The organism is Rhizobium sp. BK275, from assembly GCF_014193555.1.
GTDB lineage: Bacteria > Pseudomonadota > Alphaproteobacteria > Rhizobiales > Rhizobiaceae > Rhizobium.
In genome coordinates this window covers 450,658-462,852 of the sequence record NZ_JACHZL010000001.1, presented here as the reverse complement: position 1 = coordinate 462,852, position 12,195 = coordinate 450,658, and the positions used below count along the sequence as shown (strand labels likewise).

The 12,195-nt window shown below is 61.4% G+C and carries 8 protein-coding genes and 1 pseudogene; 3 read left to right on the top strand and 6 right to left on the bottom strand.

The annotated features are described in order from the left end of the window. Positions 1-32: 32 nt before the first annotated feature. A complete protein-coding gene (locus FHT82_RS02080) occupies positions 33-1,298 on the bottom strand; it encodes a glycerate kinase (RefSeq protein ID WP_183725855.1) in 1,266 nt (421 codons plus the stop codon). Between the two features lie 172 nt (positions 1,299-1,470). Between FHT82_RS02080 and FHT82_RS02075 the strand changes: the two genes are divergently transcribed. Beyond that, positions 1,471-2,763 carry an MFS transporter gene (locus tag FHT82_RS02075; protein ID WP_183725853.1) on the top strand — a complete coding sequence of 431 codons (1,293 nt, stop codon included), beginning with the start codon at positions 1,471-1,473 and terminating at the stop codon, positions 2,761-2,763. A gap of 65 nt (positions 2,764-2,828) precedes the next feature. On the opposite strand, the gene FHT82_RS02070 is transcribed toward FHT82_RS02075, so the two are convergent. The 5 genes and pseudogenes from FHT82_RS02070 to FHT82_RS02050 all read right to left on the bottom strand — a co-directional run bounded on the left by FHT82_RS02070 (position 2,829) and on the right by FHT82_RS02050 (position 9,416). After that, positions 2,829-3,641, bottom strand: a complete 813-nt coding sequence (locus FHT82_RS02070; protein WP_183725851.1) for an inositol monophosphatase — start codon at positions 3,639-3,641, stop codon at positions 2,829-2,831. Positions 3,642-3,661: 20 nt separating this feature from the next. Next, positions 3,662-4,701 (bottom strand): annotated as a pseudogene (locus tag FHT82_RS02065) (LacI family DNA-binding transcriptional regulator). 337 nt (positions 4,702-5,038) lie between these two features. Next, a complete protein-coding gene (locus FHT82_RS02060; protein ID WP_112546130.1) occupies positions 5,039-5,344 on the bottom strand; it encodes a hypothetical protein in 306 nt (101 codons plus the stop codon). 190 nt (positions 5,345-5,534) lie between these two features. Next, a complete protein-coding gene (locus tag FHT82_RS02055; RefSeq protein ID WP_183725849.1) occupies positions 5,535-7,430 on the bottom strand; it encodes an ABC transporter ATP-binding protein in 1,896 nt (631 codons plus the stop codon). A 24-nt stretch (positions 7,431-7,454) separates the two neighbouring features. Beyond that, entirely contained in the window at positions 7,455-9,416 is a 1,962-nt protein-coding gene (locus FHT82_RS02050) for an ABC transporter ATP-binding protein (RefSeq protein ID WP_183725848.1), read from the bottom strand. Positions 9,417-9,617: 201 nt separating this feature from the next. Between FHT82_RS02050 and FHT82_RS02045 the strand changes: the two genes are divergently transcribed. Further along, positions 9,618-10,487 (top strand): aldose 1-epimerase family protein, encoded by an 870-nt coding sequence (locus FHT82_RS02045; protein ID WP_183725846.1) that lies wholly within the window; start codon positions 9,618-9,620, stop codon positions 10,485-10,487. A gap of 275 nt (positions 10,488-10,762) precedes the next feature. Further along, positions 10,763-12,169, top strand: a complete 1,407-nt coding sequence (locus FHT82_RS02040) for an FAD/NAD(P)-binding protein (RefSeq protein ID WP_183725845.1) — start codon at positions 10,763-10,765, stop codon at positions 12,167-12,169. Positions 12,170-12,195 lie beyond the last annotated feature (26 nt).

Genomic DNA, 12,195 nt, shown 5'->3' with positions numbered 1-12,195 from the left:
GGTGACCACCCTGATCTTGCGTAGACGAACAGTCAGGCGATCAGGATTGCCCTGAAGTCGTTGACATTGGTGCCGGTCGGGCCGGTTTCGAACAGGTCGCCGATGGCTTTGAAGCCGGAATAGCTGTCGTTGCCGTCGAGCACGCGGCGCGGGTCGAGACCGGCAGCGCGCAGCCGCTTGACGGTACCACCGTCGGAAAATGCGCCGGCATTGTTCTCCGAGCCGTCGATGCCGTCAGTGTCGGCGGCAAGCACGTGAATGGCGTCATACCCGTCGATCGCAAGCGCCAGGGCGAGTGCGAATTCGCCGTTGCGGCCGCCTTTGCCGCCCTTGGTGCGCAATGTCACCGTCGTCTCGCCGCCGGAGAGAATGACGACCGGTTTCGTGAAAGGCCGGTCGCGTCCGGCGACCTCGCGGGCGATCGCCGCAAGCACCAGCGCTACGTCGCGTGCTTCCCCTTCGATGGAATCCGACAGGATCGCCGGTGTTATGCCCTCAGAACGGGCGAGCTCGGCTGCGGCTTCGAGCGATACGCCGGCCGAGGCGATGATGTGATGTTCGTGGCGGGCAAAGACCGGATCGCCCGGTCGCGGCGCATCGGCCTTTGGGGAGTTCAGATGATCGATGGCCGCCTGTGGGAGCTTGAGGCTGTATTGCCGGATGATCTGAAGCGCGTCATGCCGGGTCGAGCTGTCGGGAACAGTCGGGCCAGAGGCGACATGGGCGGGGTTGTCACCGGGAATATCGGAGACGATCAGGCTGACGACGCGGGCTTTGGTCGCAGCCGCCAGCCGTCCGCCCTTGATGGTGGAGAGATGCTTGCGCACAACGTTCATGGCCGAAATCGGCGCACCGGAAGCCAGAAGCAACTCGTTCAAGAGAATCTCGTCCTGCAGCGTCAGCCCTTCGGGCGGGGAGGGCAGCAGCGCCGAGCCGCCGCCGCAGATCAGGGCGATGACGAGATCGTCCTCACTCAATCCTGCGACGGCCTCCATCAGCCGCCTGGAGGCGGCAAGGCCGGCAGCATCGGGAACCGGATGGGCGGCTTCGATGATCTCGATGTTCTGCGTTTCGCAGCCATAGCCGTAGCGGGTGACGACCACGCCTTCGAGCGGCCCGTCCCACACGCTTTCCAGCGCATGCGCCATCTGTGCCGCTCCCTTGCCGGCGCCTATCACCACCGTCTTACCCCTAGGTTTTTGCGGCAGATGAGCGGTGATGCCGGTCAGGGGATCAGCGGCACGCACGGCTGCGGAAAAGAGCAAGGTCAGGAAATCGCGGGGGGAGGGCAGGGTCATGATGACCTCTCTGGAGATACGACAGGATGGATGGCTTCCGCTCCGTTAGGCATGACTGTCGACATATCGCTTGTCAATGCGGAGGCTTCCGCCAATCGCTCGGCGCGGTTGATAATCTGCGGCATGCGGCTATCTATTGAGGAGAAAAGCAACAACCATTTGGAGAATTTATATGGTCAACGAACAGCAGTTGATCTCGAAGATTACCTGGCGGCTCATGCCATTCCTCGGAATCCTTTACCTCATTGCATATATCGATCGTCAGAACGTCAGCTACGCCAAGCTCGAAATGGTCGATGCGCTCGGCATGAGCGAATATGCCTATGGCCTTGGCGCCTCACTTTTTTTCATCGGCTATTTCCTCTTTGAAGTGCCGAGCAACCTGTTCCTCGACAGATTCGGCGCACGCGTCTGGTTCGCCCGCATCCTTGTCTCCTGGGGCATCGTCACCATCCTGCTCTCCTATACGCAGAACGCGCCGATGTTCTATATCCTGCGCTTCCTGCTCGGGGTCTGCGAGGCGGGCTTCTTTCCCGGCGTCCTCTATCTTTTGACGCTTTGGTTTCCGTCGGCCTATCGCGGCCGCATGGTGGGGCTCTTCATGATTTTCAGCGCCCTTGCCAATGCCGTCGGCGCGCCTGTTGGAGGCATGCTGCTCGATCTCGACGGCCTGCTCGGCCATGCAGGATGGCAATGGGTGTTTCTGGCAACCGGCATTCCGGCCGTCATCGCCGGTATCGTCACCTTCTTCTATCTTTACGACCGGCCCGAAAGTGCAAGTTTCCTCAGCGACAAGGAGAAGGGCTGGCTCGCAAATCGGCTTGCATCCGAAAATTCCGGCATGGACCACAATGCCGAAAACGGCTTCAAGGCGCTCGTCGATCCCCGCGTCCTGTTGATGGCGCTCTGCTACATCGCCTTTCCGCTCGCAGCTTACGGCCTCAGCTACTGGCTGCCGACGATCGTTCGCGCCTTCGGTGTCAGCAACACCATGAACGGCTTCATCAACATCATCCCCTGGGTGCTCGTCGCGATCGCCTTATGGGCGGTGCCGGCTGCCGCTGACCGGGCGAAGGCAAAGACGCCCTATATCGTCATTCCGGCCTTCATCGGTGCTGCCTGCCTGCTTTTGTCCGCACTCGTTTCGAACCACGTGCTGCAATTCGTTTTTCTTTGCATTGCCGCAGCCGGCATCTTCGCGCCGCAGCCCGTCTTCTGGAGCCTGCCCTCGCGCTTCCTGAAGGGGGCGGGGGCGGCGGCCGGTCTTGCCGCCATCAATTCCGTCGGCAATCTCGGCGGCTTCGTTGCCCAGAACGTCGTGCCCTGGATCAAGGATGAAACGGGAAGCATCATTGCACCGATGTTCTTCCTGGCCGCCTGCCTTGCCGCCGGCGCACTGCTGGTCTTTGTCGTCGCGACCATGATGGCGCGCAAGGAGCATGACGCCGTGCCGCGCGGCGCCTGACGACCCTGTAAATCAAAGCCTCGGCACGAAACGTGCCGAGGCTGTTTTCCGCAGGGCGGCGGTCCTTACGCCAATTCATCCTGCAGCGAGCCGCTGACGAGCCGCATGAGATCGTCCTTCACGCCGGGAGCTGCGGCAATGACCGGGCCGCCGGTCAAAAGCGTGCCCTTACCGGGGAAGGCTTCGGTCCAGCCGCCGGCCTCGCGGATCATCAAGAGCCCGGCCATGCAGTCCCAGGCGTTGATATGCGGTTCATAATAGCCGGCGAGCCGACCGCAGGCGACCTGCGCCAGCATGAGCGCACCGGACCCGTTGCGGATGAACATGCCGCCTGTCTCCAGCAGCAGGTGGATGAAGATCGAGACCTGCTTCAGCGGAATGCGGAAATTGGCGCCGACACCGAGAAGCCCGGTGCCGATGCTGGTGGTCTTGTCGACGCTGATGGCCTTGCCGTTCAGAAAGGCGCCGGCGCCTTTCCTCGCCACGAAAAGATCGCCCGATGTCGGCTGGCAGATGAGGCCGAGTACGGTTTCTTTACCCTTCATGACGGCGATCGAGATGCACCACTGGTCGAGGCCGTGCACGAAGCAGCTCGTGCCGTCGATGGGATCGACGACCCAGAGATAACCGGAGGGACCTTCTGCCAGTCCTTCCTCTTCACCGAGCACGCCATCATCGGGGAAGGCGGCGGTAATGCGCTCGCGGATCATTGCTTCCACGGCCTTATCGGCCTGGCTCACAACATCCTGGCCGTTCAGCTTGTGGCCTGTTTCCAGTGACGAGAGATCGGAGAAGTAGGAGAGCGCCTTACCCGCCGCATTAAGGATCACGTCTTTGGCAAGCACGAAGCGGGCATCATCGGGAAATTCGCAATGCATGGGGATCTTTCGGAAAGGAATCAGAGCCTGAAGCTCTGGCGGAAAACGAGCTCAGGAATGACGCGTTCATAACCCGGCGGCAAGTCCGGATTTCCGAGGCGCCGCTCCATGAGTTCGACGGCGCGCAGTGCCATGACCAGCGGATCCTGACGGAAGGTGGTGAGCTGGTAGCTCAGCCAGGACGCCTCGGGAACATCGTCGAAGCCGATGATGGCGACATCTTCGGGAATGCGCAGCTTCGCCTCCTGCCGCACGTAGTCCATCAGTCCAAAGCGATCTGGTCGTTGGCGCAGTAGACGGCATCGGGGCGCACCTTTTGCGAAAACAGGGCGCGGCCTGCGGTAATGCCGCTCTCATAATCCGAATCCGCGCCGCGGCCGATGAACACTTCTGCGCCCAGACCTTCGGCTGTCGACAGGAAGGCGCTTTCGCGCTCGATAATGCTCGGTGTGCCGGTGTTGGAGCCGGCAACTGCCAGGCGGCGCCGTCCGGCCTCGAAAAAGACTGTCGCCGCCTTGCGGGAGGCTTCCGAATTGCCGGCGCGCACATGGTCGGCATCCGGTTCGGAACGGCCGATGACGATGAGCGGCTGGCCATTGCGCTGGGCAAGCTCGAAGAAGCTTGCCGGCGGCGAGCCCGACAGGATGATGATCGCCTCGGCGCGATGGCCGATCAGCATCTTCTGGGCGGCCAGCAGTTCGTCTTCCGTCTGGCCGGTGTTGATGAGGATCGGAATGCTGCCCCGCTGGATCAGGAATTTGGCGAGCGATGCGGCGAGATGGGCGCGGAAGCCGATTTCCGGCTTGGTGGCGACAATGCCGACAAGACGGCTCTGATTGGCCAGCACGCCGCGGGCAAGATCGTTGACGTGGTAGCCGAGTTCCTCAGCCGCCTGCAGCACCTTCTCGCGCGTCGCGGGCGCAACGCTTGCTCCCGGCGTAAAGGTGCGCGATACGGCCGAGCGGGAAACACCGGCAAGCTGCGCCACCTGTTCGGCGCTCACGAAGCGCATTCGTTCCTTCTTCGGTATCTTGCCGTCGTTCACAGGACCATCAGTCATCGTGGGCCGCGCCGGAGCGGCTGGCAATGTTGTGCCGTTTCAGGAATCCGTCCCGGTTCATTTTTCTGCCCCGTTGCATAGGTGCAATCATGTCGCACAGCCATGCAATTGCCCGGGACGACAACTAACGGCGGTTCTTTGCAGGCGAATGACAGATGATGATTTTCTGCGTGGCAGGAATGGGTCGCAACTGATGTCGTCGGTCGCTTTTGTCAATTGCCAGAAAAGCATGGCCGGGATTGCAGCTGCAATCCCGGCCGAGGGGGCGAGAGGCAGCGGCGATAACCCGGGGATCAGGTCAACGCCGCTTTAGTGCATCAGGTGATTCTCGAAGCCGCTAATCGCAGACCCGCACGGTTTCAGTATGATAGCCACCGTCATAACGGTTGCGGACGTCACGATCCTCGTACCAGCACCTCGGCGGCGGCGGACCTGCGTCATAATAACGGGGGCCGTCGACATAGCGGGGACCGCTATTGACGATGGCGCCGCCGATCAGGCCACCGACGACACCCGCTGCCAGGCCGCCGGCAATGGCACGGCCAGTATTGTCGTGGTGATGATGATCGCGTGCCGCAGCAGGCTGAATAGCCGAGCCCACGAGGGCCGTCGCAATCAACAGACTGCTAACAATTCTCTTCATAACATTCTCCTTAGTCGCAAATCGCCCCTATCGAACATAAAATGCTCCACGGCGGCGTTTGTTCGTTCAAATCTTGCACCTTTTGAGGCAAGCCCGCCAAGAAACGGCGCGTAGGGCCTCAATTTATATTTTGCACTGAAATCCTCAGCGCGAATTCGGCGGATCAAACGCGCAATCGCAACTGCCGGTATCAGGTCGCCGATTCCGTCACCGTTTCTTCTAGCACGTCCTCGGGAATATCGTCGAAGGAAGCGTAGTTGAGGTTATAGAGCTTCGAGTAAAGCTTGCCGTTTTTCATGAGCTGCTGGTGATTGCCGCTTTCGACGATTTCGCCATTCTGCAGCACGATAATGCGATCGGCTTCCCGGATCGTTGCCAGACGGTGGGCGATGACGAGGCCGGTACGGTTTTCGAGTAGCTTCACGAGCGCCTTCTGGATCAGCATTTCGGTATAGCTGTCGATATTGGCCGTCGCCTCATCGAGCACGAGGATCTTGGCGTCGGCCACCAGTGCGCGGGCAAAGGAGAGAAGCTGGCGCTGGCCGAGCGAGAGATTGCCGCCGCGCTCGCCGAGCATGCTGTCGTAACCTTGGGGCAAGCGCATGATGAAGTCGTGCGCGCCGACAGCCTTGGCAGCCTCGATCACCTGCTCGCGGGTGGCTTGCCTCTTGTGATAGCGGATGTTTTCGAAAACGGTCCCCGTGAAGAGGAAGGGCTCCTGCAGCACCATGGCGATCTGCTGGCCGAGCGAATCCTGCGTCAACTCGCGGACGTCATGGCCGCCGACGACAACCTGTCCCTGCTGCACTTCGTAAAAGCGGTGGATTAGCGACATGCAGCTCGATTTGCCTGAACCGGTCGGGCCGACAAGGGCGACCGTCTCGCCGGGATTGACCCTGAAGCTCACATGCTTGAGCACCGGATGCTTGGGATTATAGCCGAAGACGACATCGCGGAATTCGACAGAGCCGTCCATGTCGGGCGAGAGCACCTTGGCATCCGGAGCATCCTTGATATCGATCGGCACGTCGAGCACGTCGGTCAGCCGCTGGCCCGAGGCCATGGCGCGCTGCATGACCGAATATTGCAGCGTCAGCGAGCGGATAGGGTCGAAGAAGCGCTGGATGTAGAAGAGGAAGGCGACGAGCACACCGACGTCGAGTGCCTGGTTCAACACACGCGCACCGCCGACGACGATGACGAGCGCCATGGCGATACCTGTCAACGTATCGACGATCGGCACCATGATCTGTGCGTAACGGGCCGCGGTCAGATGCGTCAGTAGGTTGGCATGCGCCTTGTCATCGTAAAGCGTGAAGTTGACCTCCTGCCGATCCATGCTCTGGACGGCGCGAACGCCATGGATTGCTTCCGCCAGCGCGCCGTTCGCCACCGAGTTCGTCTCATGCGCTGCCATGAAGGATTTGCGGGCGAGCGGCAGCCAGAAGAGGCGGACGACGAAGAGCACCGGCAACACCGACAGCGTCAGCAGGCCAAGCTTGAAGTCGAGATAGAGCATCACGAAGACGATGCCGAAGAGCAGGAAGATATCGCCGACCGAAAGCACACAGGTCTCCAGGAATTCCTGCATCGAGTTGACGTCGCCCTGCAGGCGCGACATCAGCCGGCCGACCTCGGTCTTGTCCATGAAGGAGAGCGACACACGCTGGAGATGGGAGAACATCGCCTTGCGGATATCGAAGAGCACGTTTTCTGCCACGCCGCCGACCAGCGTTTCCTGCCAGTAGCTGGCACCGTAGTTGATGAGGATGGCGATCAGGAAAGCGAGGATCGCCCAGGTCAAAGCCGAGCTGTTGTCGTCTGGCTGCATGCCATGGTCGATAGCGTAGCGGATGATCAGCGGGATCATGAGTTGCATGCCGGTGAAAACCAGTACTGAAATCACCGACAGGATGACATCGCGCCGATAGGGATGCACGAAGGCCCAGATGCGCTTGACGATGTTGGAATCGAAGACCTTGCCGAAGATTTCCTCTTCGACGCGCTGCGATCCGACGACCGCCCGCGGAGGACGTCTGCCATCCTCGCGAACGTCCGGACGCTCGGTTTCCAGTTCCTCGGCCATCCTGTTTCCTCCTGCGCCGGTTTCTTACGCGCTCAAAGCGTCGTCGCCCGGTCGCACCTGCAAATCGTAAAGTGCCTTGTATCGTCCGCCGAGCGCCAGGAGCTCGTCATGCGTGCCCTGTTCGACGATGCGGCCGTCCTCGATGAAGAAGATCTTGTCGGCATGCATCAGCGAGCTCAGGCGATGGGCGACGATGATCGTCACGCGGTCGGTGGCATAGCGGCGCATGGCGCTGCGAATGCGCTGCTCGGTTGCCGCATCGATCGCTGCGGTCGAATCGTCGAACACCATCACAGCGGGTTTCAGCATCAGCGCGCGGGCGATCGAAAGCCTCTGCCGCTGGCCGCCGGAGAGCGATACGCCGCGTTCGCCGACGACCGTGCCGTAGCCCGTCGGCAGGCCGAGCACGTAGTTGTGCAGCTGTGCGCTTTCACTGGCGCGCTCGATTCGGCCTTCCTTGGCCCAGGGGTCGCCATAGGCGATGTTGTTTTCGATCGTTGTCGTGAACAGGAAGGAATCCTGCTGCACGACGGCGATGGCACGGCGCAGTGACTGCAGGGTCGCCTTGCGAATATCCTGTCCGTCGATGGTAATCTTGCCGCCGGTCGCATCATAGAAGCGCGGGATCAGGTGCGCGAGCGTCGATTTGCCGCTGCCGGGCGGGCCGACGATGCCGATCGTCTCGCCGCGCTTCGCCTCGAAGCTCACGTCGTGCAGCACTTCGTGCATCGGCGAACTCGGATAGGCGAAGCTGACATTCTCGAAGCGCAGCGTGCCATCCGTTACCGTCAACTCCTTCGCATCCGGGGCGTCGCGCACGGCGATTTCAAGATCCAGAAGGTCAAAAAGGCGCGTACCGCAGGTCGAAGCGCGGGCGAAGGCGTTGACCATCAGGCCGAGCTGGCGCACCGGCATCTGCAGGATGGTCATGAAAGTCAGGAACGAGGCGAGCGTACCAACGGTGATCTCGCCGGAGTGCACCTTGCCGCCGCCGACCCACAGCACCAGCCCCATGGCCACGAAGAAGGAAAAGGTCATGGCGCTGGTATTGATGACACGGATACCGACACGCTGGTGGGCAAGTTCCAGCGCATTCTTCGAGGCTTCGTCGAACTTCGACAGTTCGTGGTCCTGGGCCGCAAAAGCGCGCACGACGCGGATGCCGCCGAGATTTTCCTCCATGATGCGCGTCAGCACCGATAGCCGCTGCTGCAGGTCGAGCCAGGTGGCGCGGAGGCGAAGCTGGGTGACGGAAGAGCGCCAGCCGACGAAGGGCACGAAGGAGAGCGCCAGCAGACCAAGCACGACGTCCGTGGTCAGCAGCATGTAGGCGCCGATGCCGATCAGCATGGAAAGCAGGAAGACGCGCACGAGCGCTGTCGAGAAATACATGCGCACGCCTTCGAGATCGAGCAGGCCGACGGTGATGAGGTCGCCCGAATGCACGCTGTCATGGAAGGAGAAGGAGAGGCGCTGGATTTTCTCGTAACAGGCGAGGCGCAGCTCGTAGCCCATATGGTGGCCGACCGCCTCGCTGTAGTAGTTCTGGATCATCGTGAAGATGCCGCGCAGCACGCTGGCGCCGAGCAGGAGCAGCGCCGTCGTCAGAAGCGCGTCCTGCGCCTGCTGTCCGACCGTGCCGCCATGAAGCGCCACCTGCGTATGATCGACGGCCTGGCCGAGGAGGCGGGGGATCAGCAGCTGGAAGGCGGAGGCGATCAGGGTGGCGCCGATGGCAAGACCCGCTTGCCAGGGATGGCGGAAGGCCATGACGGTAATGCGGAACAGTGTGTAGAGGCCCTTGCCCCACCCTGCCGCGGTTGCAAGCGCCATCGAAGCCGAAGGCTTCGTCGCGCGTATGGACGCATCGCTGCTCACGGTATTTTTCCAATAGATGTGTGCTCGGACCGATGGCCCGGAAAGACGGCAAATCCATGAAGGGATTGATAGCGCACCCACATTTGCCGATTCCGACAGGGGGTTCAAGTAAAGAATTCACCAGCTGGTTATTTTTACGTGAGCCTCCCTCGCTTGGGCGGTAACGCTACCGTACTGCTTCACCCGTCACACGCAGCAGCTGCAATTTTCAGCTCGAAAACGAAAACTTGGCAACGCCGTATCGCCAGTGGAAATCCGTTTGCCGGGCATGTATGGTCCGCTCGCCAACCAGCACGAAGAGGGCGTTCGATGTCATCCACGGTCCGGATCGCAAATGAGTTTCTCACCGTCGACATTTCCTCGCTGGGGGCAGAAATGCAGTCGCTGACATCGAGCGACGGGCGCGCCTGGGTCTGGAATGGTGACGCCGCCTTCTGGACCGGCCGTTCGCCGATCCTGTTTCCGATGGTCGGCAAGGCGCCGAACGATATCCTGAAAGTCGATGGTCAGAGCGCGCCGATGGCCCAGCACGGTTTTGCTCGTCGCAGCGAATTTGCGCTGGCATCCTCGTCCGAGACAAGCTGCCGCTACGAGCTTGCCGCTTCAGAGGCAACGAAGGCGGTCTATCCCTTCGATTTCCTGCTGGCCGTCATCCACAGCGTCGAAGGCCGGGTTCTGACCGTTGCTGCCGAAGTCACCAACCGCAACAGCCGCCCGCTGCCTTTCGGCCTCGGTTTTCATACGGCCTTTCTCTGGCCGCTGCCGGGTGCTGCAAAGAGGCCGCATACCATTACACTGGACAATGGTGCCGAGCCGGCGCTGCTGAGGCTTGAAGGAGGGCTGATCTCGCCGAAGAAACTTGCCTCGCCCTTCAGGGCCGGCAGCCTGGTGCTCGACCATTCGATGTTCGAGCAGGATGCGATGATCTTCCCCGAAGGTGCAGGCTTCGGTCTGCGTTATGAGGCCGAAGGCGGCCCGGCCATGCATTTCAGCTTCGAGAACCTGCCGAATCTGGCGCTCTGGACCAAGCCCGGCGCTCCCTTCCTCTGCATCGAGCCCTGGCACGGAACGGCCGCCGAAAATGGCGGTTCGGACGATCTGGAGGGGCGCCCCTATACGAAGATGCTTGCTGCGGGCCAAACGGCGCGCTTTTCCTTCACCGCCGAAATCCTCGCTTAGGCCGGACTCATTTTCCGTTTCGAATCAGGGTGTTGGGCAGATGGTAAAATAAACTTCTTGCCACCTTGTGCTTTTCGCGCTTTCATACACGACTAGTTTGATAGACTATGAGGCGGGGTGAGGGTGTCTTCTCCAGCCTGTAATGGTTCCGGACGGAACCCGATTTAGCGGCGAATGTTTTGCATGGCCGCATGAACCTGCCAACGCAGAGCTTCAGATGTTCTGCGTTGAAACCTCGATCGAGACACGTGCGGATGAGCCGCAAGGGAGTTGAGATGACGGTTCAGGGACTTTTTTCCGGGAAAGCGACTGCGGCGGCGCAAATTTCCGCCGTGCCGCGCATTGCGATCGTCGGCCGTGGTTTTTCCGGCATGATGATGGCGGTAGCGCTGATGCGCACCGTGCGCACGCCGTTCCACCTCCAGCTTTTCGATCCGAACTCCACAGTCAACGGCGGTCAGGCTCTCTCCTCGGCGCGGTCATCCACCATTCTCAATACGCGCGTTCGTGACCTCTCCGTCTCGCTCGGCGATCCCGACGATTTCAACGACTGGCTCTGTAGCAATGCCGAGTTCCGCGCCGCCGTGCCGGCCGCGATTCCAGGCTTCCGGCAGATTTTCGTGCCGAGGGAAATCTTCAGCGATTATGTCTACCAGCGCTTTTCCGAAGCGCTCGCCGCCCGTCGGGATATCACCGTCCAGGTCTGTCGCGATCCGGTCGTGGCAATCCGCAGGAGCCATGGCAACCGCTTCCTGCTCGAAAGCGCCAATCCTGCCAATCCGCTTTTCGATACCGTTATCCTCGCGACCGGCTACGGCCTGCCTCGATCGGAAGCCGAAGAGCAGGAGGTTTCACCGGTCAGGGCGCAACGCCTCGTTGCCCGTCCTCATACGGTGCTTCTCGGCAGCGGCATTCGCGTCGTGGACCAGCTGCTGCAGCTTCGCGACGCCGGTTATGCCGGGCAGGTAACTATCATTTCGCGGCACGGTTTCCTGCCGCAGAGCCACACGCCGAATTCCGCAGATCCGGTCTTCCCGGCCGAGGCGCTACCGCAAGGCCTGCCGGACATCGTCCGCTTCATCCGCCAGGCCTGCCGTGAGGCGGAAGAGGAGGGGCGGAGCTGGCAGTCGGTCATGAACGGTCTTCGCAGGCACGCCCGTTCGCTCTGGCGTTCGTTGCCGGCGCGCGAGAAGCGTCAGTTCAACAGGCATCTGCGGGCCATCTATGACAGCCACCGCAACCGCTTGCCCGAGACCATGCATCTGCGCCTCAAGCGGGAGCTTGCCGAGGGCCGCACGGTGCTCAGGCGCGGCCGCGCCGGGCGCCGGGGCCTCAGCGGCCTGTTCTTCACGCCGGCCGGTTCGTCCAGCGAAGAGATCATCCATGCCGAACGCATCATCGATTGCCGTTGTCATGCGCCGGATCTTTCCGCTCCTCTGATTCAGAGCTTGCTTGCGGCGCGTCTCGCCATGCCTGACGAGCTTGCGCTTGGCCTGGCGGTCAATGCCCGCGGCGAACCGTTCCTGGACGACGGCTCGTCGATCGATGGACTTTTTGCCGTCGGTCCGCTCGGTCTCGGCAGTCTGCCGGACATCGATCTCGTGCCTGAGATCGTCACCCAGGCCTATTCGGCGTCAGAACGTATTGCGGAACGCTTCTATCCGCAGAGCCAAGCCGTCTGAGGTAATTCGCAGCCCTTCTCTGGAAC